This is a genomic window from Frigoribacterium sp. 2-23 (assembly GCF_049601585.1).
Classification (GTDB): Bacteria; Actinomycetota; Actinomycetes; order Actinomycetales; family Microbacteriaceae; genus Frigoribacterium.
Genome location: NZ_CP187126.1, coordinates 2,252,650 through 2,277,067 on the forward strand (window position 1 = coordinate 2,252,650; position 24,418 = coordinate 2,277,067).

General features: G+C 70.7%; 22 protein-coding genes and 1 pseudogene. 16 read left to right on the forward strand and 7 right to left on the reverse strand.

The genetic code is table 11. The features are described 5' to 3' along the window. Nucleotides 1-104: 104 nt before the first annotated feature. Nucleotides 105-1,163, reverse strand: a complete 1,059-nt coding sequence (locus ACPEEZ_RS10580) for a BMP family lipoprotein (RefSeq protein WP_423918533.1) — start codon at nucleotides 1,161-1,163, stop codon at nucleotides 105-107. 11 nt (nucleotides 1,164-1,174) lie between these two features. Then, a complete protein-coding gene (locus ACPEEZ_RS10585; RefSeq protein WP_423918537.1) occupies nucleotides 1,175-2,323 on the reverse strand; it encodes a mannose-1-phosphate guanylyltransferase in 1,149 nt (382 codons plus the stop codon). A gap of 183 nt (nucleotides 2,324-2,506) precedes the next feature. Between ACPEEZ_RS10585 and ACPEEZ_RS10590 the strand changes: the two genes are divergently transcribed. The 5 genes from ACPEEZ_RS10590 (at nucleotide 2,507) to ACPEEZ_RS10610 (ending at nucleotide 7,267) form a co-directional block, all read left to right on the forward strand. Further along, nucleotides 2,507-3,658, forward strand: a complete 1,152-nt coding sequence (locus ACPEEZ_RS10590) for a glycosyltransferase family 4 protein (RefSeq protein WP_423918540.1) — start codon at nucleotides 2,507-2,509, stop codon at nucleotides 3,656-3,658. Nucleotides 3,659-3,798: 140 nt separating this feature from the next. Beyond that, nucleotides 3,799-4,230: a succinate dehydrogenase, cytochrome b556 subunit gene (gene sdhC / locus ACPEEZ_RS10595; RefSeq protein WP_423924240.1), complete on the forward strand. Its 432-nt coding sequence runs from the start codon at nucleotides 3,799-3,801 to the stop codon at nucleotides 4,228-4,230. Nucleotides 4,231-4,235: 5 nt separating this feature from the next. Continuing rightward, the gene (gene sdhD / locus ACPEEZ_RS10600; protein ID WP_423918543.1) at nucleotides 4,236-4,682 is read left to right on the forward strand and encodes a succinate dehydrogenase, hydrophobic membrane anchor protein; all 447 of its coding nucleotides are present in this window, start codon (nucleotides 4,236-4,238) and stop codon (nucleotides 4,680-4,682) included. A gap of 15 nt (nucleotides 4,683-4,697) precedes the next feature. Then, nucleotides 4,698-6,509 carry a succinate dehydrogenase flavoprotein subunit gene (gene sdhA / locus ACPEEZ_RS10605; protein ID WP_423918546.1) on the forward strand — a complete coding sequence of 604 codons (1,812 nt, stop codon included), beginning with the start codon at nucleotides 4,698-4,700 and terminating at the stop codon, nucleotides 6,507-6,509. Nucleotides 6,510-6,511: 2 nt separating this feature from the next. After that, nucleotides 6,512-7,267: a succinate dehydrogenase iron-sulfur subunit gene (locus tag ACPEEZ_RS10610; RefSeq protein ID WP_423918549.1), complete on the forward strand. Its 756-nt coding sequence runs from the start codon at nucleotides 6,512-6,514 to the stop codon at nucleotides 7,265-7,267. Between the two features lie 91 nt (nucleotides 7,268-7,358). On the opposite strand, the gene ACPEEZ_RS10615 is transcribed toward ACPEEZ_RS10610, so the two are convergent. Both ACPEEZ_RS10615 and ACPEEZ_RS10620 read right to left on the reverse strand, forming a co-directional pair. After that, on the reverse strand, nucleotides 7,359-7,706 hold the full coding sequence (locus ACPEEZ_RS10615) for a hypothetical protein (RefSeq protein WP_423918551.1): 348 nt from the start codon (nucleotides 7,704-7,706) through the stop codon (nucleotides 7,359-7,361). Beyond that, nucleotides 7,696-8,922: a DUF6177 family protein gene (locus ACPEEZ_RS10620; RefSeq protein WP_423918554.1), complete on the reverse strand. Its 1,227-nt coding sequence runs from the start codon at nucleotides 8,920-8,922 to the stop codon at nucleotides 7,696-7,698. Before ACPEEZ_RS10620 ends, ACPEEZ_RS10615 begins: the two co-directional genes overlap by 11 nt. A gap of 162 nt (nucleotides 8,923-9,084) precedes the next feature. On the opposite strand from ACPEEZ_RS10620, the gene ACPEEZ_RS10625 reads away from it, so the two are divergent. Further along, on the forward strand, nucleotides 9,085-9,966 hold the full coding sequence (locus ACPEEZ_RS10625) for a hypothetical protein (RefSeq protein WP_423918556.1): 882 nt from the start codon (nucleotides 9,085-9,087) through the stop codon (nucleotides 9,964-9,966). Between the two features lie 3 nt (nucleotides 9,967-9,969). Beyond that, nucleotides 9,970-10,707 carry a hypothetical protein gene (locus ACPEEZ_RS10630; protein WP_423918559.1) on the forward strand — a complete coding sequence of 246 codons (738 nt, stop codon included), beginning with the start codon at nucleotides 9,970-9,972 and terminating at the stop codon, nucleotides 10,705-10,707. A 63-nt stretch (nucleotides 10,708-10,770) separates the two neighbouring features. Here ACPEEZ_RS10630 and ptsP read toward each other — a convergent pair whose 3' ends face one another. After that, nucleotides 10,771-12,414: a phosphoenolpyruvate--protein phosphotransferase gene (gene ptsP, locus ACPEEZ_RS10635; RefSeq protein ID WP_423918562.1), complete on the reverse strand. Its 1,644-nt coding sequence runs from the start codon at nucleotides 12,412-12,414 to the stop codon at nucleotides 10,771-10,773. Nucleotides 12,415-12,545: 131 nt separating this feature from the next. Between ptsP and ACPEEZ_RS10640 the strand changes: the two genes are divergently transcribed. The 9 genes and pseudogenes from ACPEEZ_RS10640 to ACPEEZ_RS10680 all read left to right on the forward strand — a co-directional run bounded on the left by ACPEEZ_RS10640 (nucleotide 12,546) and on the right by ACPEEZ_RS10680 (nucleotide 22,676). After that, nucleotides 12,546-13,649: a YihY/virulence factor BrkB family protein gene (locus tag ACPEEZ_RS10640; protein WP_423918565.1), complete on the forward strand. Its 1,104-nt coding sequence runs from the start codon at nucleotides 12,546-12,548 to the stop codon at nucleotides 13,647-13,649. Nucleotides 13,650-13,659: 10 nt separating this feature from the next. Further along, a complete protein-coding gene (locus ACPEEZ_RS10645; RefSeq protein ID WP_423918568.1) occupies nucleotides 13,660-14,505 on the forward strand; it encodes an exodeoxyribonuclease III in 846 nt (281 codons plus the stop codon). 27 nt (nucleotides 14,506-14,532) lie between these two features. Next, nucleotides 14,533-15,537 (forward strand): tryptophan--tRNA ligase, encoded by a 1,005-nt coding sequence (gene trpS, locus ACPEEZ_RS10650; RefSeq protein WP_423918571.1) that lies wholly within the window; start codon nucleotides 14,533-14,535, stop codon nucleotides 15,535-15,537. Between the two features lie 2 nt (nucleotides 15,538-15,539). Beyond that, on the forward strand, nucleotides 15,540-16,205 hold the full coding sequence (locus tag ACPEEZ_RS10655) for a GNAT family N-acetyltransferase (RefSeq protein WP_423918573.1): 666 nt from the start codon (nucleotides 15,540-15,542) through the stop codon (nucleotides 16,203-16,205). 47 nt (nucleotides 16,206-16,252) lie between these two features. Beyond that, the gene (gene ribD, locus ACPEEZ_RS10660; RefSeq protein WP_423924241.1) at nucleotides 16,253-17,254 is read left to right on the forward strand and encodes a bifunctional diaminohydroxyphosphoribosylaminopyrimidine deaminase/5-amino-6-(5-phosphoribosylamino)uracil reductase RibD; all 1,002 of its coding nucleotides are present in this window, start codon (nucleotides 16,253-16,255) and stop codon (nucleotides 17,252-17,254) included. 20 nt (nucleotides 17,255-17,274) lie between these two features. After that, a pseudogene (gene ribA, locus ACPEEZ_RS10665) lies at nucleotides 17,275-17,880 on the forward strand (GTP cyclohydrolase II); the annotation flags it as partial. Between the two features lie 159 nt (nucleotides 17,881-18,039). After that, the gene (locus ACPEEZ_RS10670) at nucleotides 18,040-19,386 is read left to right on the forward strand and encodes an MFS transporter (RefSeq protein ID WP_423918577.1); all 1,347 of its coding nucleotides are present in this window, start codon (nucleotides 18,040-18,042) and stop codon (nucleotides 19,384-19,386) included. A 369-nt stretch (nucleotides 19,387-19,755) separates the two neighbouring features. Then, complete coding sequence (locus ACPEEZ_RS10675; RefSeq protein WP_423924243.1) at nucleotides 19,756-21,582, forward strand: ABC transporter ATP-binding protein; 1,827 nt, start codon at nucleotides 19,756-19,758, stop codon at nucleotides 21,580-21,582. A gap of 53 nt (nucleotides 21,583-21,635) precedes the next feature. Then, nucleotides 21,636-22,676, forward strand: coding sequence for an enoyl-CoA hydratase/isomerase family protein (locus ACPEEZ_RS10680; RefSeq protein WP_423918580.1), 1,041 nt, complete (start codon nucleotides 21,636-21,638; stop codon nucleotides 22,674-22,676). 25 nt (nucleotides 22,677-22,701) lie between these two features. On the opposite strand, the gene ACPEEZ_RS10685 is transcribed toward ACPEEZ_RS10680, so the two are convergent. Then, nucleotides 22,702-23,760 carry a Gfo/Idh/MocA family protein gene (locus ACPEEZ_RS10685; RefSeq protein WP_423918583.1) on the reverse strand — a complete coding sequence of 353 codons (1,059 nt, stop codon included), beginning with the start codon at nucleotides 23,758-23,760 and terminating at the stop codon, nucleotides 22,702-22,704. Continuing rightward, nucleotides 23,757-24,410, reverse strand: a complete 654-nt coding sequence (locus ACPEEZ_RS10690) for an isochorismatase family protein (RefSeq protein ID WP_423918586.1) — start codon at nucleotides 24,408-24,410, stop codon at nucleotides 23,757-23,759. Before ACPEEZ_RS10690 ends, ACPEEZ_RS10685 begins: the two co-directional genes overlap by 4 nt. Nucleotides 24,411-24,418: the final 8 nt, after the last annotated feature.

Genomic DNA, 24,418 nt, shown 5'->3' on the forward strand with positions numbered 1-24,418 from the left:
GGCTGACAGATTACATAAAGTGACGGGCGCCGTTGACCGATCGCGGGTAGTGCAACCGAGGCGTTACCGAGTCGCGACATCCATGAAACGGAATCGAAATGTGCCTACGGGGCGCTGGGTGACGAGACCGTGATCTCGCCGGACACGATCTTCGCCTTCAGCGCGTCGATCTCGCTCGACAGTGCGGCGGGGACCTTCGAGGAGAGGTCGTGGAACGGCGCGATGCCCACCCCGTCGTTCTTGAGCGTGCCGATGTACGGCGAGTTCGTGAACGAGCCGTCCTTCGCGGACACGGCGATGTCCCGGACGGCGCTCTCGGTGTTCTTGATCACGCTCGTGAGCACGATGCCCTGGTACTGCGACGGCAGGGTGTCGTAGCCGTCGTTGTCGACCCAGACGATCGAGACGCCCCCCGCGTCGAGTGCCGCCGAGGCCGCGCCCTCGCCGACCTGGCCGGCCACCGGCATGATGACGTCGGCTCCCTGCTGGATGAACGCCGCCGCCTGCTGCTTGCCCTTGTTGACGTCCTCGAAGTCGCCCGTCATGGCGCCGTCCTGGGCCGTCTTGTTCCAGCCGAGCAGCTGGACGCTCGCGCCGTGGGCCGCGTTGTAGGCGTCGACGCCGTCCGAGAAGCCGTCCATGAACAGGGTGACCGGCGGCTGGTTGCCCCCGCCGAAGGTCGCGACCTTACCGGTCTTCGAGACGCCCGCCGCGAGGTAGCCGGCGAGATACGACGCCTGGGCCGTGTCGAAGACGATCGGCTTGACGTTCGGTGCGTCGACGGTCTCGTCCACGATGGCGAAGTCGGTGTCCGGGTTCGCCTTCGCCGCGGCCTCGGTGGCCGGCGCCAGCTCGTAGCCGACGGTGAGGACGAATCCGCAGCCCGACTCGACGGCTTGCGACACATTCGGCTGCAGGTCGTTCTCGGTCGTCGAGACGAGCACCTTCGAGTCGATCCCGTCGTCTTTCTGGGCGGTCTGCAGACCGGCCCAGCTCGACTGGTTGAAGGACCTGTCGTTCAGCCCGCCCGAGTTGGTGACCATCCGAGCGCAGAACGAGGAGGCGCCGGTCGAGGAGGCGCCGCTGGGCGCGGTCCCGCAGGCGGTGAGCAGGGCGACGGTCGCGAGGCCGACGGCCGCGAATCCGAGACGACGAGTGTTCATGCCGAACATCTTCACAGCACATCGCTCCGTCCGCTGAGTTTGAGCGCGTCCACGACGCTCTTGACCCGCTGGGCGTTGGCCGTGGTGGTCACGAGGAGGGCGTCCGGGGTGTCCACGACGACGATGTCCTTGACGCCGATCAGCGAGATGATGCGTCCGCCGTTGCCGACCACGATGCCGCTCGAGGCGTCGGCCAGCACACGGGCGTTCTCACCGAGGATCGCGAGGTCGTGCTTGCGACCGCCCGCGTGCAGCTTGGCGATCGACGCGAAGTCGCCCACGTCGTCCCAGTCGAAGTCGCCGGGGACGACGGCGAGCCGCCCCGCCTTGGCCGCCGGCTCGGCGACCGTGTAGTCGATCGCGATCTTCTCGAGCCGCGGCCAGACCGCATCCACGACCGCTCCGCGCCGTGAGGTGTCCCAGGCCTCCGCGAGTTCTTCCAGGCCGGCGAGGAGCTCGGGCCGCGACTCGCCGAGCTGCTCGAGCAGCCGGTCGGCGCGCGCGATGAACATGCCGCCGTTCCAGAGGTAGTTGCCGTCCGAGACGTAGCGCTTGGCGGTCTTCAGGGCGGGTTTCTCGACGAACTCCGTGACGGCCATCGCGTTCGGCGCGTCGGCGATGCCGAGCTTGCCCCCGGCGTGGATGTAGCCGAAACCGATCGCCGGTTCGGTCGGCGTGATGCCGATCGTCGCGATATAGCCGGCGTCCGCCGCGATGATGGCCTCTTTCACCGCGCGTCCGAAGCCGCGCTGGTCGGCGATGACGTGGTCGGCCGCGAACGAGCCGATGATCACGTCGGGCTCGCGGCGGCGCAGGATGGCGGCAGCGAGGCCGATGGCGGCCGTGCTGTCCTTCGGCTCGCTCTCGAGCACCACGTTGTGGTCGGCGAGGTCGGGCAGCTGCGACTCGACCGCGGCCCGGTGGGCCCGACCCGTGACGACCATGATGCGCTGGTCGCCGTTGATCGGCGCGAGGCGATCCCACGTCCCGCGCAGCAGCGTGGAGCCGCTGCCGGTGAGGTCGTGCAAGAACTTGGGGGCGTCCGCCCGACTGAGCGGCCACAGCCGCGAGCCGATGCCACCCGCGGGGATGATGCTGTAGAAGCGGCTCAGGCTGTCGTGGGGAGCGGCGTCGGGGGCGCCGGCTGCGGGGGTGCTCATGGTGCACACCCTACTGACCAGGGGGTGGCGGGGGCAGTGCGCCGATGCACCCGGCCGCACCGCGCCTCCTCGGGTCGTGAGGCAGCCCTGTTCACCGGGTCGTCATCGACACGTCACGTCGATTCCGTGTCGGCGTCATGCGCGCCGCGCATCGTCGACAGCACGACGAGCCGAGGAGTATCCATGCGTGTCGTGGTCGTGACCGAGAGCTTCCTGCCCACCGTCAACGGGGTGACGACGAGCGTGCTCCGCGTGCTCGACCACCTGGCCGCCCGCGGCCACGAGGCCCTGGTCATCGCACCGGCCGGTCGGGGGCACGACTCGTACGCCGGGTTCCGGGTGCACCGCGTGCCGAGCGTCGCGTACCGGCAGTTCCCCGTCGGGCTGCCGAACCCCCAGGTCGCCGCGGCCATCGCCGCCTTCCGTCCCGACGTCGTGCACGTGGCGTCGCCCTTCCTCCTGGGCGCCCAGGCCATCTCGGCCGCGGCCCGCCTCGGGCTCCCGTCCGTCGCGGTGTTCCAGACCGATGTCGCCAAGTACGCGGCCCACAACGGGTTCTCCGCGGCGAGCCGGGTGGTCTGGCGACTCGTCCGCAAGATCCACGAGCAGGCGACGCTGACCCTCGTGCCGTCCGAGGCGTCCCGCCGTGATCTCGAGGCAGCCGGTGTCGAGCGCCTCGCGCGCTGGGGGCGCGGGGTCGACTCCGTCCGGTATCACCCGAACAACCGCTTCGGCGAGGCCGCGGCCGAGTTCAGGAGGCGCGTGGCCGACCCCGAGCAGGTGATCGTCGGCTACGTGGGTCGCCTCGCCCCCGAGAAGGAGCTCGAGCGGCTCGCGGCGTTGCGCGGGGTGGGCGGCCACGGGGTCCGGCTCGTGATCGTCGGCGGCGGGCCGAGCCTCGGCGCGCTCCGGCGCCGGTTGAAGCACCTCGACCCCGTCTTCATGGGGCCGCTGCACGGCGACGACCTCGCGACGGCATACGCCGCGCTCGACGTCTTCGTGCACACCGGGACGACCGAGACCTTCGGCCAGACCGTGCAGGAGGCGCACGCGAGCGGTGTCCCGGTGGTCGCCCCCGCAGCGGGCGGGCCCCTCGACCTCGTGAGGCACGGTGTCGACGGGTTCCTGTTCGACCCCCGCCACGACCACAGCCTGCGACGCAGCGTGCGCACCCTGGCCACCGACCCCGAGCTGCGCGCCCGGTTCGGCGAGGCCGGCCGCCGTGCGGTCGTGGGCCGCACCTGGCAGAGCATCGGAGACGAACTGCTGGGCCACTACGAGCGCGTCGTGGCCGCGTCGAGATCGCTCGACGTCGAGACAATCCCGGCACCGTGACCGGCGCGGCTCACGGCCGCTCCTTAGACTGGTGACGTTCTGAGAACGCATTGGCGGACCCGACCGCGTCGATCACCATCGTCGGCCGACCGCCCCATCCGCGAGGAGGGTTGCTCATGGCCGAGCAGTCGACAGGAACCATGGCGTCACCCGCCAGCAGACCGGGCGCGCCCTCGCTCGCCGATCCCAAGAAGCGTCCGCAGAGGTTCGCGGGCACGCTGTACCGGGGCCGCGAGGGCATGTGGTCGTGGGTGCTGCACCGCATCACCGGCGTGAGCATCTATTTCTTCCTGCTCGTGCACATCCTCGACACGGCGCTCGTCCGGGTCAGCCCCGCCGGGTACAACGCCGTCATCGGCACGTACAAGAACCCGCTGATGGGTCTCGGCGAGACGGCGCTCGTCGCCGCGATCGTCTTCCACGCCCTGAACGGCCTGCGCATCATCCTGATCGACTTCTGGAGCCTCGGCACGAAGTACCAGAAGATCATGTTCTGGATCGTCATCGGCCTGTGGGTCGTGCTGATGCTCGGCTTCGCCCCCCGCCACCTGATGAACGTCTTCTCGGAGTAGAGCCGATGACCACAGAGACCATCGAAGCCCCCCGGTCCGCCGGCACGGCCCGCCGCTCGCGAAACGTCGAGAAGTGGGGCTGGATCTACATGCGCGCCAGCGGCGTCGTCCTCATCGTGCTGATCTTCGGCCACCTGTTCATCAACCTGTTGGTGGGTCAGGGAGTCAAGGCCATCGACTTCGCCTTCGTCGCCGGCAAGTGGGCCAGCCCGTTCTGGCAGGTCTGGGACGTCCTCATGCTGTGGCTCGCGTTGATCCACGGCTCGAACGGCATGCGCACGATCGTCAACGACTACGTGTCGAACCCGAAGGCGCGTCGCGTCCTGATCGGTGCACTCGTCGTGTCGGCCATCGTGCTGATCACGCTCGGCACCCTCGTCGTCTTCACGTTCGACCCCTGCCCCGCCGGCGCGGCCGCCTCGGATCTGCCGTCGTTCTGCCCCGCCCGTTGAGTTGAAGAAAGCATCGTGAGCACACCCTCCTCCCCCACCGCGTCCAGCACCGTCGTCGACGGCATCCACTACCACCAGCACGACATCGTCATCGTCGGCGCCGGCGGTGCCGGGATGAGAGCCGCCATCGAGGCCGGCCCCAACGCCTCCACCGCGGTCATCTCGAAGCTGTACCCGACCCGCTCGCACACCGGTGCGGCCCAGGGCGGCATGGCCGCCGCGCTCGCCAACGTCGAGGACGACAACTGGGAGTGGCACACCTTCGACACGGTCAAGGGCGGCGACTACCTCGTCGACCAGGACGCCGCCGAGATCCTCGCCAAAGAGGCGATCGACGCCGTCCTCGACCTCGAGAACATGGGCCTGCCGTTCAACCGGACGCCCGAGGGCAAGATCGACCAGCGCCGTTTCGGTGGTCACACGGCCGAGCACGGCAAGAACCCCGTGCGTCGCGCCTGCTACGCGGCCGACCGCACGGGGCACATGATCCTGCAGACGCTCTACCAGAACTGCGTCAAGCACGGCATCAACTTCTTCAACGAGTTCTACGTGCTCGACCTGATCATGGGCGAGGTCGACGGGCAGCAGCGCCCGGCCGGCGTCGTCGCCTACGAGCTGTCCACCGGCGATCTGCACGTCTTCCAGGGCAAGGCCGTCATCTTCGCGACGGGCGGCTTCGGCAAGATCTACAAGACGACGTCCAACGCGCACACGCTCACAGGCGACGGCGTCGGCATCGTCTGGCGCAAGGGCCTCCCGCTCGAGGACATGGAGTTCTTCCAGTTCCACCCGACCGGTCTCGCCGGTCTCGGCATCCTCCTGTCCGAGGCGGCTCGCGGTGAGGGCGCCATCCTCCGCAACAGCGAGGGAGAGCGCTTCATGGAGCGCTACGCCCCCACCATCAAAGACCTGGCACCCCGCGACATCGTCGCGCGCTGCATGGCGACCGAGATCCGCGAGGGTCGAGGCGCCGGCCCGCACAAGGACTACGTCTACCTCGACATCACGCACCTCGACCCGGCCGTGATCGACGCCAAGCTGCCCGACATCACGGAGTTCGCCCGGACCTACCTCGGTGTCGAGCCCTACACGGAGCCCGTCCCCGTGCTGCCGACGGCGCACTACGCCATGGGTGGCATCCCGACGAACGTCAAGGCCGAGGTCCTCCAGGACAACGACACGGTCGTCCCCGGTCTCTACGCCGCCGGCGAGTGCGCCTGCGTGAGCGTGCACGGCTCCAACCGTCTCGGCACCAACTCCCTGCTCGACATCAACGTGTTCGGCAAGCGAGCCGGCAACAACGCCGTGGAGTTCGTCAAGACGGCCGAGTTCGTGCCGCTGCCCGACGACCCCGCCGCCTTCGTCCGCGGCATGGTCGACGACGTCCGTCAGGCGTCGGGCACGGAGCGCATCGCCGTCCTGCGCAAGGAGCTGCAGGACAGCATGGACACGAACGCACAGGTCTTCCGCACGGAAGAGACCCTGGACGAGGTCACCCGGGTCATCGCCGACCTGCGCGAGCGCTACAAGCACATCTCGGTCCAGGACAAGGGCAAGCGCTTCAACACGGACCTGCTCGAGGCGATCGAGCTCGGCTTCCTCCTCGACCTCGCCGAGGTGGTCGTCTACTCGGCCCGCTCACGTCAGGAGAGCCGCGGCGGGCACTTCCGAGAGGACTACCCCAAGCGCGACGACGAGAACTGGCTCGTACACACGATGGCGTACCTGACCGGTGACGCGCACTCGTCGCTGGCCGGAGACCACATCCGGCTCTCCACGAAGCCCGTCGTCATCACCAATTACCAGCCGATGGAACGGAAGTACTGATCATGAGCACCGCTGTCCTCGAGCAGAAGCCGGCCGGCGCCGACGCCATCCCCACCTTCACCGCGACGCTCATCATCCGCCGCTTCGACCCCGAGGTCGACGACGAGCCGCGCTGGCAGGACTTCGACGTCGAGGTGCTCGGCACCGATCGCGTGCTCGACGCCCTGCACAAGATCAAGTGGGAACAGGACGGCTCGCTGACGTTCCGTCGTAGCTGCGCCCACGGCGTCTGCGGCTCGGACGCCATGCGCATCAACGGCCGCAACCGCCTCGCGTGCAAGACCCTGATCAAGGATCTCGACATCTCGCAGCCCATCTACGTCGAGGCCATCAAGGGGCTGCCGCTCGAGAAGGACCTCGTCGTCGACATGGAGCCGTTCTTCCAGTCGTACCGTGAGATCCAGCCCTTCCTGATCTCGTCGTCGAAGCCCGAGAAGGAGCGCATCCAGAGCGCCACCCAGCGCGAGCGCTTCGATGACACGACCAAGTGCATCCTCTGCGCGGCCTGCACATCGAGCTGCCCCGTCTTCTGGACCGACGGCCAGTACTTCGGCCCCGCGGCCATCGTGAACGCGCACCGCTTCATCTTCGACTCGCGCGACGAGGGCTCGCAGGTCCGTCTCGACATCCTCAACGACAAAGAGGGCGTCTGGCGCTGCCGCACGACCTTCAACTGCACCGACGCGTGCCCGCGCGGCATCCAGGTGACGCAGGCCATCGCCGAGGTCAAGCAGGCCGTCCTGCGCGGTCGTCCGTAACCGTTCCTGCCGCACGAACGAGAGAGCGGGTCGCCCTTCCGGGTGACCCGCTCTCTCGTCGTCTCGGGCCTACGAGGCCGAGGACACGACCTCAGTCGTCCTCGATGATGCAGCTCGCCTCGAGCCCCAGGGCCAGACGCATCGCGACCGAGACCCCGGCCTCGCCGTGATCCCCGAGCGGCGCGAACGCATCGATCCAGAACACCGGGAGGCGCACGGCAGGCGGGTCGGGTAGCAGACGGTCGATCTCGCCCTCGGTCGCGAGCTCGAAGGCGGGGTAGACCGTGAGCACGAAGTCCCCCGTGCCGTCGAAGACCTGCAGGGCGTCACCGTCGTCGATCTCACGCACGCCGAACGACTCGTCGACCCCGCGTGCCGCGCTGGCCAGATCGAGCTCGTCGAAGACCGACGGGCTCAGGATGGTGATCTCACGGGGCATCCGGCGACTCCGTCGGGGTGTTCGGGGACCGGTCGGTGGGGGCGCTGCCGGCCGCATCGTCGGGCTCGTCGCCCTCGTCGTCGGCCGCGCCGTCAGGACGACCGTGGGTCGCCCCGGGCAGGGAGCTCTCGTGCAACAGGTCCATCTCGTGGAGGTCGTCCTCCCAGGCCTGCAGGAGCGGCGGTGTGACCATCGTGGCGAGCCTCTCCGGGCCGACCGCGTCGAGCGTCTGGTGCAGGGCGTCCCACCCCGGGTTCTCCGCATCGCCGAGAGGGACGACGTAGGCCGGTAGCCGCGGACGCCCGACGACGCGCACGGGCCTGCCCTGCTGCACGGCGGCGAGCTCGATCCCGAGCCGCCGCACGCTGGGCGCGCCGATCAGCAGCACGACCGGGTTCGGCGGCGGATAGGTGACGGCCCGGACGCTGCGGTCGGGCTCGCCCTGGCGCGCCACGACCAGCGCGAACGTCGGAAGCGATGTCGTCGAGATCTCGGCCAGGGCGTCCGACAACCGGGCGATGGCCGCGTCGAGGGCCGGGGCGTCTCCGCCGTCGCCCACGTCGACCGTCATGGCGGTCGTCTCCTCGACGCCGTGCTCCGTCACCCGCGCCGTGATGGTGGCCGACACGGTCGGCCCCTCCACGACCACGCTCATCGACTCGGGCGAGACGTGCCGGGCCTGCTGGGTCAGCACCCAGCGGTCCCACCGGTGGACCAGGGGCTCGGATTCTCCGAAGTGGGTGGGGCCGGTGCCGGAGACCGCGGCGCTCAGGGTCTCGAGCGCGCCTCCTAATGTCGTGTCGTGGGAGGCGCGGTGCAGCACCGTGAGGTCGACGCTGACCTGGCAGGTCGTGTCGACCGCGTCGGCGACGACGACCGGCAGGGCGGCGGCCGACGCGTCGAGGTCGGGCAGGTCGTCGAGGGCGTACCCGGCGGCGTCGAGGTCGGCGTAGTGGATGCCGGTGAGCCCGTCGCGGAGGTCGCCGCTCTCGTCGCGCACCGCCCAGACGCCGCCCGCGGCGACGAGAGCAGCGCGGAGACCGATGGTCACACGCGAGCGCTCGTCCGTGACGAGGACGATCCGTCGCCGACGCGAGGGGCGGCGGAGCATGCGGGCAAGGGGCTTCGAGAGCCGGACGACCCGGGCTCGGCTGTCGACCCGGACGACACGTGGTGTGACCGCGTCCACCAACGGGTGTCGTATTGAAGTGCCCACCCGTAGGAGTCTGCTCCGTCAGAGAGGGCGATGACCGGATCGTGGGGCGGCGGCCCAGGTTCGGGCGTGCCGGCGCGTCGGCGATTAGGCTTTCCGTGCGACGTGGCGTGTTCGGCGACGTCGGCGCCCGCTACCGCCCTCCCTCCCGATCGAGAGGTCCGCATGGACGACCCCCGCCGCCAGCAGCTCCAGGACGAGATCGCCGCGGTCCTCGCGAGATCGCTCGACGGACACGACTGGGCCGAGGCGACGCTGTTCGCGTTCGAGGTCGCCGGTGCCCGCGGGTCGTGGGTCGACACGCTCGACGCGGTCGGCACCTCCCGGAGGCTCGAGACGGCCCCGATCGCCGCTGACCGACTGGGCGAGCTGCGGGCCGCGATGGCCGACCCCGAGAAGGGGTCGTGGTTCTCGGTCGCCCTGACACTCGGTCGCGACGGCTCGTTCACGGCGCGCTACAACTACGACCGCCGTGTCTACGACAACCCCTCGTCTCCGTTCGACCCGGCTCCGGGGCCGGTCGTGCCGACGGACGCCGACTACGCCGCCGACCTGGCCCGCTACCCGCGTGCCGAGCGCTACGTGACCGATTGGATGCCGACGGCCTCGCAGGACGCGGCGCCCCGCGAGTCGCGGGTCGCGGTCGCCGTCCCCGCTCGCTACGCCGCCCTGACGGACGGCTGGGGCTGGCCCGGTGTCCTGGTCAGCATCGAGCAGCAGCTCGAGCTCGCCCTGGCGTCGTCCGCGGATGCACCCCTCGACGCCGACCGCCGCATGACCGTGTCCTCCGACGTCGAGCACCGGGTCGTCGCGGACGTCATCACCCCGCATCGCGTGGCCACCGTCGCGGCGCTGCACGCCGGTGCCGCCGCCGAGGGGATCGTCCACGAGGTGTCCGGTCTCGACGAGCTCGATCTGGACCGCCCGTTGGTCGAGGCCCGACTCACGTCGGACCCCACGCTCGTGGCGATCGAGCACGACGTCTCGGGGATCATCGCGGACATCGTCCGCGCGACCCTCGACGACCTCAGCGCGCCGGGTCGCTGACGCGTGCAACGCCGGCCGTACCGCCACGGCGAGACACCCGCCGATGCCCGTGAGCGTCGGCGCGCGTTCGCCCGCGAGCTGAAGACCCGGGTGCCGCTCGATCGGCGACTCGACCGAGCCACCGCCTCCGCCCTGTCCCGACTCGACGAGACCGTCGAGCGCCGCCTCGCCTCGGGCGACCACGACCTCCTGCTCGACGAGACGCGCATCGCGTCGTGGCCGCGGCAGGCGGCTCGTCTGGCGACGGAGGTCGACGGCGAGATCATGGCCACGGGTGCCGCCGCGGGAGCCGACCCCGTCGAGGTCGCCCGCGCGATCTCCACGACGCTCACGGCCCGGTTCGGCTTCGCACCGCACGCCTCCCCGACGGAGCGGGTGCTCGTCCTCCTGCAGGCCGTCGCGTCGGCGCACGGACGCCTCGCCGCCCACGGCTGGGAGCGCGACGTGCTCTGGACCGGCACGGGTGTGCTCGCCCGTCTGTTCGACACCGCGTCGGATGGTGCGTCCATCGACCTGACGCGTCACTCGGGCCGCATCCATCTCGAGCTCCGTCACGGCGACGAACGACCGGGTGCCGTCGGCACGGCCTACGCGGTGCTGGCTCGCGCCGGTCGCCTCGTGATCGTCGACGACGCGCGTGGGCACCTCGTCGGACTCGGCGAGCCGGTGCTGACCGCACTGACCGGGGTCGTGGCGGCCCTCGACGCCGTCGAGACGTTCCGCGAGCAGGCCACCGACTGAGAGAGGCCCGGTTCCCGGCGACGTCGTCACCGGGAACCGGGCCTCGTGGCACCGCCGATCGGATCAGACGGCCGTCGCGGCCGCGCGGGCAGCGGCAGCCGTCGGAGCCTGCAGCGCCTTCGCCGCGAGCTCACGCGCCTGCTCGAGCGTGTGCGTCGACAGCTCGAGACGGACGTCGGCGAGAGCGGCCGGGGTCATCGACAACGTGGTGGCACCGAGACCGACGAGCACGACCGCCAGCAGCGGGTCGGCCGCGGCCTCGCCGCAGATGCCGACGGGCTTGCCCGCCGCGGCTCCGGCGTCGCCCAGGAGCTTGACGAGACGCAGCACGGCGGGGTGCCACGGGTCCTGGTAGGACGCGACGGAACCGAGCATGCGGTCGGCCGCCATCGTGTACTGCGTCAGGTCGTTGGTGCCGACGCTGACGAAGTCCGCCGTGGCGAGCACCTGGTCGGCCAGAACGGCGAGCGACGGGACCTCGGCCATGACACCCACGGTCGTGAGCCCGAGCTCGCGGCCGAGACGGACGAAGTACTCCGTCTCGTCGGCGTCGCTCACCATCGGCGCCATGACCCAGAGGTCGGCGGTCGTGGCCGCCTGGGCGTTCGCGAGGGCGGTGAGCTGGTCGCGGAGGATCTGCTCCTTCTCGCGGAGGGCGCGGAGCCCGCGGAGACCGAGGGCGGGGTTCTCCTCGTGCGCGTCGTTCAAGAACGCGAGCGGCTTGTCGGCGCCGGCGTCGAGGGCACGAACGACGACCTTCTTGCCGGGGAACGCCTCGAGGAGCTTCGTGTAGCTCGCGGTCTGGCTCTCGACCGAGGGCGCCTTCGTGTTGCCGAGGAAGAGGAACTCGGTGCGGAACAGGCCCACCCCCTCGGCGCCGAGCGCGATGGCCCCGGCGGCCTCGTCCGGCGAGCCCAGGTTGGCCAGCAGGGGCACGGTGTGACCGTCGGCCAGGGCGCCGTCGGTGAGTGGGGCCGCCTGTGCGGCCTTGCGGTCGGCGATGCGCCTCTCGGCGTCGGCGACCTCGTCCGCGCTCGGGTCGACGGTGACGACACCGGTGGCGGCGTCGGCCACGACGACCGTGCCGTCGACGAGGTCGAGCGCGCCGGTGACACCGACGATCGCCGGGATGGACTTCGACCGGGCTAGGATCGCCGTGTGCGAGGTCGGGCCGCCGTCGCGAGTGATGAGGGCGAGCACCTTGTCGAGGTCGAGAAGGGCCGTGTCGGCGGGAGCGAGGTCGGGGGCCACGAGCACGAAGGGGGTGTCGCTCTCGGGGACGCCGGGCGCGGGGACGCCGCGCAGCGCCGCGATCACCCGCTGGGCGACGTCGCCCAGGTCGGTGGCGCGCTCGGCCATGTAGCCGCCCATGCCGATGAGCATCTCCTGGAACGCCTGGAAGGCCTCGAAGACGGCCCGCTCCCCGGTGAGGCCGTTGTCGATGCGCTCCTTGACGTCGTCCGTCAGCGTCGGGTCCTGGGCCATGAGGGCCTGGGCGTCCAGCACGTCCTTCGCCTCGCCTCCCGCCTTCTCGCCGCGGGCGGTGAGATCGGTCGCCACGGCCGCGAGCGCCGTCAGCACCCCGTCGTATTCGACGGCGGGGTCGGCGGTACGGGGGTCGGAGCCCGGTTCGGGCAGCGGTTCCGGCATCCGCAGGATCGGGCCGACGGCCACTCCTCGTCCGACGCCAACGCCCTGTAGTGCCACAGTGAAACCTCTTCGATTCGGGGATGATCGAGTGCGCCCCTTCGAGGTGGCACACTCCACGGTCGGTCGCCATCGTACGCGAGTGCCGGTGGGGAGAGCCGGGAGACCTCCGTGCCGCCTAGGCTTGCGGCATGACGATCGTGCGGACGACGGGCGCCCGCGTCGTCCGCGCCCGACCCGTCCGGGTGCTGGGCCGCTACGTCGCGGCCCGGGGGCCGCTTCTGGCCGCCGGCCTCACGTATCAGGCGCTCTTCGCCCTCTTCGCCGCCCTCTGGGTCGGGTTCTCCATCGCCGGTTTCGTCGTGACCGGCGACGAGGTCGTCCGCGACGAGCTCATCCTGTTCATCCGGTCGGCCGTGCCCGGGTTGATCCAGGACGACTCCGGGGCGGGTGTCGTCGACCCGGACGCCTTGTTGGACGCGAGCGTCTTCGGCTGGACCGGTGCCGTCGCCCTGGTCGGTCTGCTCTTCTCGTCGATCACGCTCTTCGGCGGCATGCGCGACTCGGTGCGCACCATCTTCCGGGCGCCGACACCCGCGACGCCGTTCGTCGTGCTGGTCGGACGCGACCTCGCCCTGGCCGTCGCCTTCGGTCTGGCCGTGCTCGTGTCGGCCGCCCTGTCCCTCGCCAGCACCGCCGCGGTCACGGCGACCCTCGACGCCGTCGGCGTCTCAACGCACACCGACGCGGCCCGGCTCACGCTCCGCGCCGTCGGCCTCGTGCTCGTCTTCGCATTCGACACGGCCGTCCTCGCCGCGCTCTTCCGGGTGCTCGCCGGCCTGCACATCCCGGGCCGGCGACTCCTGGCGGGCTCCCTGATCGGAGCCGCCGGCTTCGTGCTGCTCACGTTCGTCGGCGGCACGCTCCTGCGAGCCGCCGGGTCGAACCCCCTGCTCGCCTCGTTCGCGGCCATCATCGGGTTGCTGATCGTGATCGACCTGCTGTGTCAGGTCCTCCTCCTGTCGGCGGCCTGGATCGCCGTCGGCATGGACGACATCGGCGTGCTCGCCGACCCGCACGAGGAGGCCGAGCGCCTTCGCCGTCTCGACGAGGAGCGTCTGCGCCGCCTCGACGAGGAACGCCTGGCCGAGGAGGCGCGGACAGCGACCCGGACGACGCGCGCCGTGGCCGCCGCGAGGGCCGCGACCACGCGCGTGATCGACGCCGGACGACCCGGTGTCGCCCGTGTCGCGGGGCTGTTCCGGCGTCGGGGCGATGACGGCGGCCGCCGGTAGTCTTTCGGGCATGGGTTCTCGTCTCCGCCTCGCCTCGGTCAACGTCAACGGCGTCCGCGCCGCCTTCCGCAAGGGCATGGGCGAATGGCTCGACGATCGCGACGTCGACATCCTCACCCTGCAAGAGGTGCGGGCGTCCACCGACGACCTCGAGGGCCTGCTCGGACCGGACTGGAGCATCGTGCACGACCCGGCCACGGCGAAGGGCCGCGCCGGCGTCGCCATCGCCTCGCGCAAGACCGCCGAGATCCACCGTGTCGCGCTCGGCGCCGACGAGTTCGACAGCGCCGGCCGCTGGATCGAGGCCGACTTCGACGTGGACGGCACCCTCGTGACCGTCGTCAGCACGTACGTGCACTCGGGCGAGGTCGACACCCCCAAGCAGGTCGAGAAATGGACCTTCCTCGACGCGATGACGGAGCGCCTCCCCCAGGTGCTCGAGCACAACAGCCTGGCCGTCGTGACGGGCGACCTCAACGTCGGCCACACCGAGCTCGACATCAAGAACTGGAAGGGCAACGTCAAGCGTGCCGGGTTCCTGCCCCGCGAGCGTGCCTACTTCGATCGCTTCTTCGGCGAGGCCGGGGTCGAGGTCGAGACGGTGGACGGCTCGGGCGGCACCGGGCTCGGCTGGGTCGACGTCGGGCGTCGCCTCGCCGGCGAGGTCGAGGGCCCCTACACCTGGTGGTCCTGGCGCGGCGCCGCGTTCGACAACGACACCGGGTGGCGCATCGACTACCAGATGGCGACGCCCGACCTCGCCGATCGCGCCCGCGACTACACCGTCGACCGGGCCGCGTCGTACGACAAGCGATGGTCCGACCACGCTCCCGTCGTCGTCGACTACGACCTCTGATCCACCACCACGCTCTTCGAGGACATCATGACCAAGCCCCGCCTCTTCTCCGGCATGCAGCCGTCCGCCGACTCGCTCCACGTCGGCAACTACGTCGGTGCCCTGCTGCAATGGAAAGACCTGCAGACCACCCATGACGCACTCTTCTGCGTCGTCGACATGCACGCGATCACGGTCCCGCAAGACCCCGAGCAGTTGCGCGCCCAGATCCGCAGCACGGCCGCCCAGTACATCGCGGCGGGCATCGACCCCGCGGAGTCGACGCTGTTCATCCAGTCGCACGTGCCCGCTCATGCCCAGCTGGCCTGGGTGCTGAACACCCTCACGGGTTTCGGCGAGGCGAGCCGGATGACGCAGTTCAAAGACAAGGCCGCCAAGCAGGGCGCCGACTCGGCATCGCTCGGCCTGTTCGCGTACCCGACGCTGATGGCCGCCGACATCCTGCTCTACAACGCCGAGACCGTCCCCGTCGGCGACGACCAGCGGCAGCACGTCGAGCTCACCCGCGACCTCGCGAACCGGTTCAACTCGCGCTACGGCCCGACGTTCGTCGTGCCCGAGGCGACCATCCTGAAAGAGACGGCGCGCATCTACGACCTGCAGAATCCCGAGTCGAAGATGAGCAAGTCGGCCGCGACCGACAACGGCGTCGTGTGGCTGCTCGACGAGCCGTCGCGCACGGCGAAGAAGATCAAGTCCGCGGTCACCGACACCGAGCGCGAGATCCGCTTCGACCGGGGCGCCAAGGCCGGCGTCTCGAACCTGCTGTCGATCTTGTCGGCGTTCTCGGGCACGGCCATCCCCGCCCTCGAAGAGCAGTACGCCGGGCGCGGGTACGGCGATCTGAAGAAGGACGTCGCCGAGGTCGTCGTCGAGACGTTCGCCCCCGTGCGCGAGCGCGCGCTGGCGCTGTTGAGCGACCCGGCCGAACTCGACCGGGTGCTGGCAGGCAACGCCGATCGAGCGAACGAGATCGCGCAGGCCACCCTCGACACGGTCTACGACCGCATCGGGTTCGTCCGCAAGGTCTGATCGTGCGCCCGTTCGTGCTCGAGTCGTCCGGGCTCCGTCTCGAGGTCCCGGGCACGGCCGACATCCCCGCCATCGTCGAGGCATGCAGCGACCCCGACGTCGTCCGGTTCACCACCGTGCCCACTCCGTATCACCGCGGCGACGCGGAGTTCTTCCTCTCGCAGATCGTCGACTTCGGCTGGTCGACCGGGCGCGAGTACACGTGGGGCGTCCGCGAGCCCGGGTCGTCGTTGCTCCTCGGCATGGTCAGCCTGCGCCTGCGCGCCCACGACATCGGCTTCTGGTTGGCGCCGCAGGCCCGGGGGCGAGGCCTGATGAGTCGAGCCGTGACCCTCGTGGCCGACTGGGCCTTCACCGAGGGAGGGCTGCCCGATGTGCTCTGGGAGGGCTACGTCGGCAACGACGGTTCGGCGGCCGTGGCGCGACGGGCCGGATTCACCTACACGGGTGTCGGCCCCGGCCTCCATCCCGGTCGCGACGGCGGTCGACCCTCGTGCTGGAAGGCCCGGCTGCTCTCGACCGACGACCGGACGCCTCGGGCGGGCTGGCCCGCGTCCTCCGAGTCACCGGAATACGACGCCGCCGGAGGCGTTGACCTCCACGGCACGTCGACGAACGACGCGCATCCCGACCGCCTCGAGCGGTCAGATCACCCGGAGGAACCGTGACGTCACAGGTCGACACGTCGTCGTCGGCCGTGTCCTACGAGGCTGCGATGCGACGGGCGATCGACCTCGGTCAGAACGGCCCCGCGCGTGGCGTCAACCCGCAGGTGGGCTGCGTCCTCCTCCACCCGGACGGGACTCTGGCTGCCGAGGGCTGGCACCGAGGAGCGGGGACGCCGCACGCCGAGGTCGACGCGCTGTCGAAGCTCGGCGAGGCGGGCGCCCGCGGCCTCACGGCGGTCGTCAGTCTCGAACCCTGCAACCACACGGGCCGCACCGGCCCGTGCAGCGCGGCCCTGATCGACGCGGGCGTCGCCCGCGTCGTGTACGCCGTGTCCGACCCGGGTGACGTGTCCCGGGGAGGCGCCCAGCGCCTCCTCGACTCCGGTGTCGACGTGATCGGCGGCATCCTGGCCGATGAGGCCACCGAGGCGATCCGCCCCTGGCTCGTGGTCGCTCGACACGGTCGACCGTTCGTCACCGTGAAATGGGCCTCGAGCCTCGACGGCCGGACCGCCGCCGCCGACGGGTCGAGCCAGTGGATCACCGGGGCCGCGGCCCGGCAGGACGTCCATCGGCGCCGTGCGGAGCATGACGCGATCCTCGTCGGCACGGGCACCGTGCTGGCCGATGACCCGACCCTCACGGCACGGGACGAGCGCGGCGAGCTGCTCCCCGACCAGCCCGTGCCGGTCGTCGTCGGAGAACGCCCCGTGCCTGGGGCCGCACGAGTCCGACAGCACCCTCGAGGGCTCGTCGAGAGTGGCTCGCGAGACCTCGGGCGCGTCCTCGGCGATCTGCTCGACCGAGGCGTCCGCAGCGTGTTCGTCGAAGGCGGTCCCACGGTCGCGAGCGAGTTCATCCGACTCGGCCTCGTCGACGACTACCTGGTCTACCTCGCCCCCACGCTGATCGGCGGCCCGCACACCGCCCTGGACCGGCTCGGAGTCGAGACCATCGACGACCAGCGACGACTTCGGGTGACCGATGTCACCCCCCTCGGCGACGACCTGCTGATCGTCGCCCGCGACACCCTCCGGAGAACACCATGACCGACACCCCCGCCCTCCGTTCCCAGGTCTCGTTCGAGGTCGAGACGACCGTTCCGACGTCCCACGGCGTCTTCCGGATGCGGGCCTACCACGACCTCGTCACGGGCTCGGATCACATCGCCATCGTCTCGGGGCAGCCCGCTCCGGGCGCCCTCGTGCGCGTGCACTCCGAGTGCCTGACCGGCGAGGCCTTCGGCTCGCTCAAGTGCGAGTGCGGCCCTCAGCTCGACAGTGCCCTCGAGACCATCGACCGGCAGGGCGGCGTCGTCGTCTACCTGCGTGGACAGGAGGGGCGCGGCATCGGCCTGATCAACAAGCTCCGCGCCTACCGTCTGCAAGAGGACGGGCTCGACACGCTCGACGCCAACCTGGCCCTCGGTCTGCCCGCGGATGCGCGCGACTACGGCGCCGCCGCCGACATCCTCCGCGATCTCGGCCTGGACCAGGTGCGACTGCTCAGCAACAACCCCGAGAAGCGTCGGCAGCTCGACGCTCACGGAATCACCGTGACCGATCTCGTGCCGCTCGTCGTCGGTGTCGGTGCCTTTAACGAGGGCTATCTCGACACGAAGCGCGACCGCATGGGGCACGAGCTGCCCGACCACCTCGGCGACCAGTCGGCGTAAGATAGACGACGGCTGTCACGAGCGGCCACGATCTCGCCCCGGTTTCCGCACGTCCGCACCCCGCTTCTGACGTCCGATCGGCCGCACCGTATCCGGTGCTCGCCCTCGTCGACGCCGCCGGGACTCCTCCCCCTCTTCGCGTCCGCTCTGGAGTCCGTCATGTCCGCATCCACCGTCGCCTCGTCGACCCCGTCCTCACCGCCCGTGAACAAGCGCTCGCGCGTCATCGTCGCCAGCCTGATCGGTACCTCGATCGAGTTCTACGACTTCTACGTGTACGCGACGGCCGCCGTCCTCGTCTTCCCGACGCTGTTCTTCGCGAACGACGACCCCGCCGTGGCCCGGCTCGCGTCGTTCGCCGTCTTCGGCGTCGCGTTCATCGCCCGCCCCGTCGGCTCCATCATCTTCGGTCACTTCGGCGATCGCATCGGCCGCAAGGGCACGCTCGTCGCGTCGTTGCTCACCATGGGCATCGCGACCTTCCTGATCGGTTGCATCCCCGCCGGCACCACCCCGGGGTGGGCCGTCGCCGCGCCCGCCGCACTCGTCGTGCTGCGGTTCTGCCAGGGCCTCGGTCTCGGCGGCGAGTGGAGCGGGGCGGCCCTGCTCGCCACCGAGAACGCCCCGGCCAACCGGCGAGCGATCTACGGGACCTTCCCCCAGCTCGGTGCCCCCATCGGGTTCATCATCGCGAACCTCGTCTTCGTCGTCCTGAACACGCAGCTGACCGACGAGCAGTTCTTGACCTGGGGCTGGCGCGTGCCCTTCCTGCTGAGCGCCGTGCTCGTGATCATCGGCCTGTACGTCCGATTCCGATTGATCGAGACCCCCGCGTTCCAGAAGGTCGTCGATCAGGGCAACGTGGCGGCCCTGCCGCTCGCCCGGGTGTTCAAGACCAGCTGGCGTCCGCTCATCCTGGGCACGTTCATCATGCTGGCGACGTACACGCTCTTCTACCTCATGACGACGTTCACCCTGACCTACGGGACGGCCCCGGCCGACGGCGCCTCGCCCGGCCTCGGCTACCCGCGCACCCAGTTCCTGGTCATGCTCATCGTCGGGGTCGTGTTCTTCGGCATCTTCACACTCGTGTCGGGCCCGCTCGCCGAGAGGTACGGTCGCCGGGCCATGCTGATCTGCGTGACCGCGGGCATCCTCGTCTTCGGGTTCCTGTTCGCGCCCTTGTTCGCCGCCGGGTTCGTCGGAGCGCAGGGGCTGCTCATCCTGGGCTTCGTGCTGATGGGTCTGACGTTCGGGCCGATGGGTGCCGTCCTGCCGGAGCTGTTCCCGACGAGCGTCCGGTACACCGGCTCGGCCATCAGCTACAACGTCGCGAGCATCCTGGGCGCGGCCGTCGCCCCGTTCATCGCGGTGGCGCTGTGGCAGGCGGCCGGCGGCAGCACCTGGCTCGTCGGTCTCTATCTCTCGGCCATGGCCGCCCTGACCCTGACGGCCCTCATCATCAGTCGCGAGACCAAGGACGTCGACTACGAGACCGTCCGCTGACCCGAGCCGACACCTCCACACGTCCCGTGCGCTCCTCGGAGTGCACGGGACGCGTGTCTTCGTGCCCACGTCACAGCCAAGACGAAGTACCGTCGTGGATGGCACGCGTCCCTCTCGGTGACGCCCGCCGCCTCGACATCTCAGCCGCGCCTCCGGCGCTGCCTGGCTCCACCCTCGAAAGGCGACATGAGCTCCGACACGAGCACTCAGCGCGACACCACCGATCCGACCCCGGGCGCGCGCGCGACCGACGCCGATCAGCCCTCTCGTGATCGGCCCTCGCGCGGTCCGGCATCGCACGGTCGGCGCGACGGGACGGACACGGAGACGGGCTCGACGCCCACGCCGCCGCCCGCCCGTGGGCTGAGGATGTTCGGCCGGCGCCCCGCGCCCGAGGGGCCTCGGGCCACGTTCCGACAGCTGCTGCCGTACGTGTTCGAGCACAAGAAGGTGATGACCGTCGTCATCGTGCTCAGCGTTCTCGGGGCGGCCGCCTCACTCGGGCAGCCCCTGCTCGTCAGCCAGGTCATCTCGTTCGTCCAGAGAGGCGAGACTCTCGGCGTCCTCGTCTGGGCGCTGATCGGACTGGTCGTCGTCGGCGGTCTGATCAGCGGTTTCCAGCACTACCTGCTGCAGCGGATGGGCGAGGGCGTCGTGCTGAGCAGCCGCCGCCGGCTCGTCGCCCGCCTGCTGAACCTCCCCATCAGCCAGTTCGACACCCGTCGCACGGGCGATCTCGTCTCGCGGGTCGGCTCCGACACCACCCTGCTGCGCGCCGTGCTGACGCAGGGCCTGGTGGAAGCCATCGGCGGCTCGCTGACCTTCGCGGGCGCCCTCGTCGGCATGGCCATCATCGATCCCGTCCTGCTCGGGCTCACCGTGCTCGTGGTCGCGGTGTCGGTCGTCGTGGTCGTCCTGCTGTCGGGCCGCATCCGCGTCGCCAGCCGTCAGGCACAGGAGAAGGTCGGCGACCTGACAGCCGCCGTCGAACGGGCCATCAGCTCGGTGCGGACGATCCGTGCCGCGGGAGCCACCGACCGCGAGATCACGGCCGTCGACCGCGACGCCCACGGTGCCTACCTTCGCGGCCTGACCGTCGCGCGCATCTCGGCCCTGGTCGTGCCGATCGCGTCCATCGCCATGCAGACGTCCTTCCTGGTGGTGCTCGGCGTCGGCGGGTTCCGGGTCGCGAGCGGTGCCATCACGATCGCGTCGCTCGTCTCGTTCATCCTCTTCTTGTTCCTGATGATCATGCCGCTCGGGCAGGCCATGGGCGCCGTCATGTCGGTCAACCAGGCGCTCGGGGCGCTGGGTCGCATCCAGGAGATCCTCGACCTGCCGATCGAGACGGACGACGACGAGCGCATCGCCCGCGAGGCCGGCGCCGCGCCGTCCGCGCGCCTCGCCGACACCAGTTCCGCGGTCCAGTTCGACGACGTCGAGTTCCGCTACCCCGACTCGCCCGCGGCCCAGGGCGGGGCGGACTCGGGGACGGCCTCGGTGTCCGCCGACGATCTGACCGTGCTGCGCGGTGTCAGCTTCTCGGTGCCGATCGGTCGACGCACGGCGCTCGTCGGCCCGTCCGGTGCCGGCAAGAGCACGATCCTCGCCCTCATCGAGCGCTTCTACGATCCCACCTCGGGTGTCGTCCGCGTCGGCGGTGCCGACGTGCGCACCCTCGACCGCGAGGCGCTCCGCGCCCAGATCGGCTACGTCGAACAGGACGCACCGGTACTCGCCGGCACCATCCGGGACAATCTCGTGCTCGGCTCCCCCGATGCCACGGACGACGACTGCCGCCGCGTGCTCGAGGCCGTCAACCTCACGGCCGTGCTCGAGCGCGGCGACCAGGGTCTCGACGCACAGGTCGGCGAGGACGGCGTCATGCTGTCGGGCGGCGAGCGTCAGCGACTCGCTATCGCACGCACTCTGCTCTCGGCGCCGCCGATCCTGCTGCTGGACGAGTCCACGTCGAGCCTCGACGGCCTGAACGAACAGCGTCTCCGCGAGGCGATCGACGCCGTCGCCGAGAACCGCACGTTGATCGTCATCGCGCACCGGTTGTCGACCGTGGTCGACTCCGACCAGATCGTCGTCGTGGAGGACGGACGCGTGGTCGGCGTCGGCACGCACTCCGAACTGGTCGTGTCCACGCCTCTCTACAAAGACCTGGCCAAACACCAGCTGCTCGTCTGACGGAAAGCTCAGATCTGCGGCCGCCGCCGTCCGTGCTCTGCCATGATCCCGGCATGAACGCCGGTAGCTCCGCTGAGATCCTGACCCACGTCGAACCCGGCGGAGTCGGGGTGATCACCCTCAACCGTCCGGCGAAGATCAACGCCCTCACCGACACCATGCTCGGTGCCATCGAGGACGCCCTCGACCGGTGGGAGGACGACGACGGCATCGTCGGCATCGTCCTGCACGGAACCGGCGACCGCGGCTTCTGCGCCGGTGGGGACATCGCGTCGATCCATGGTCACGGCCGAGACGACCCGGCCGCGAGCATCGACGTCTGGCATCGCGAATACCGCGGCGTGCTGCGCTTGAGCCGATTCCGCACCCCGATCGTCTCCCTGCTCGACGGGCTCGCCATGGGTGCCGGCATCGGTCTCGGCGGCCACGTGTCGCTCCGCGTCGTCACGGAACGCAGCGTCGTCGGGATGCCCGAGACACTCATCGGCCTGACCCCCGATGCCGGCGGGAGCTTCCTGCTGTCCCGGGCGCCCGGCGAACTCGGCACCCATCTGGCCCTGACGGGGCGTGCGATGTCCGGGGCCGACGCGCTGGTCACCGGCTTCGCCGACGTGTTCGTGCCCGCGACCGTCCTGCCCGATATCCCTCACGCCCTCGCCACCGGGGGTCTGGACGGAGTCCGCGCCCTCGCCGTCGCTCCCCCGATGTCCGAACTCGACGGCGCCCGCGTGTGGATCGACGAGGCGTATCGAGGCGACGACGCCCTCGCCATCGTGGCGCGCCTCCGGGCCCTGGAGGCGACCGGCATCGCCGAGGCCGGCCGCAGCGCCGACGACATCGAGGCCGCTTCCCCGACATCGGTCGTGGTCACCCTCGCCGCGCAACGTCGAGCGCGGGCGCTGCCCGACCTCGAGTCCGTCCTCGGTCAGGAGCTGGGGCTCGTCAGTGCGCTGGCGGGACAGCACGATCTCTACGAGGGGATCCGAGCGCGGGTCATCGACAAGGACCGCCGGCCCGCGTGGAGCCCCGCGACCCTCGACGCCGTCGATGTCGACGCCGTCCTGGCGCGAATCGACTGGGACGCCCACCTCTGACGCGGATCCGCCCTCGACCGGGACGTCAGGAGGAGACGGCGGCCTCGCCCGTCCGGGTCTCCGCCGCGACGCGGGCCCGCTCGATCACGTCGAGTGCGGCCACGGAATCCCTCGGGTCGACCGGCACCGGGCCGTCGCCCCGGAGGGCCGCGGCCATACCGCGGTAGAACGCGGGGTACCGCCCCACCTCCGTCGGCTCGGGACGGACGTCGTCCCCTACCCCGCGCACGCCGTAGCGCGACGGCTCGACGCGCCCGTAGTCGGGGTCGTGCGGCGACAGACCCGACGCGAGTTGCGCCTCCTGAGGGTCGAGACCGTCGACGACGTACGCGGCCTCGGACCCGAGCACACGGAAGCGCGGGCCCGGGAGCGCGGCGACGTGACTCATCCACAGTCGTGAGACGACACCGCTCGCGTGTCGCAGCGAGACGAAGACGTCGTCGTCGGCGGCGCTGCCCGGGCGCCTGGTCCGGATGTCAGCCGCGACATCGACGACGGGCCCGAACAGCGTCAGGGCCTGGTCGACGAGGTGCGGCCCCAGGTCGAAGAGGATGCCACCGCCCTCGGCGGCCGTGGCAGAGGCCTTCCAGCCGGCTCGGTTGCGGGGCTTCCAGGGTTCGAATCGCGACTCGAACGTGGCGACGTCGCCGAGCGCCCCGTCGCCGACGAGACGCCGGACGGTGAGGAAGTCGCCGTCCCAGCGACGGTTCTGATACACGCTCAGGGGGCGACCGAGCTCGTCGGCCAGCTCGACGAGCGCCGTGGCCTCGGCCGCACTCGTCGCGATCGGTTTGTCGACGACGACCCCCGCACCCGCGCGCAGCGCCGCGGACGCGACCGGGGCATGCGTCTCGTTGGGCGACGCCACGACGACGAGGTCGAGATCTCGCCCCCACAACTCGTCGACGTCGCCGACGATGGCGACACCCTCGTGGTCCGCACGAGCCTGCGCCGCACGATCCGGCGAGCGGGTGACGACGGAGTCGAGGACGAAGTCGTCGTCGGCGGCGAGGAGGGACGCGTGGAAGACCCGACCGGCGAGACCGTAACCGACGACGCCGACCCGCAGAGGCGCCGGCCTCATGCGCCGGCCGAGGTGGTGTCGCCCGAGGGAGCCTGCGCCGACGGAGCGTCCGCCGACGTCGCGTCCGCCGACGCGTCGTCCGAGGACACGAGTCGGACGCCCGCCGCCCGGAGCTCGGCCAGGGCGGCCGCGCTCGACTCGGCGGCGACACCGGCGACCAGGTCGTCGATCACCCGGACCGCGCGCCCGTCGGCGACGGCGTCGAGTGCGGAAGCACGGACGCAGTGATCCGTCGCCAGGCCCACGACGTCGACATCGGTCACACCGCGCTGCCGGAGGACCTCGGCCACCGTCGAGCCGTCGTCGGTGGTGCCCTCGAAGAGTGAATAGGCGGGCTCCCCCCTGCCCTTCTTCACGTGCACGTCCACGAACGAGGTGTCGAGGGCGGGGTGGTACTCGGCACCGGGTTGACCGCCGACGCAGTGCACGGGCCAGCTGTCGACGTAGTCGGGCTCGGCCGCGAAGTGCCCTCCGTTGTCGTCGTCGCCGTGGTGCCAGTCGCGGGACGCGATCACGATGTCGTAGAGATCGGGGTTGCTGCGCAGGTACGCGGTGACCCCCTCGGCGACCGCGGCTCCGCCGGTGACGCCGAGCGCGCCTCCTTCGGTGAAGTCGTTCTGGACGTCGACGACGAACAGGGCTCTGGTCATGACGGGGC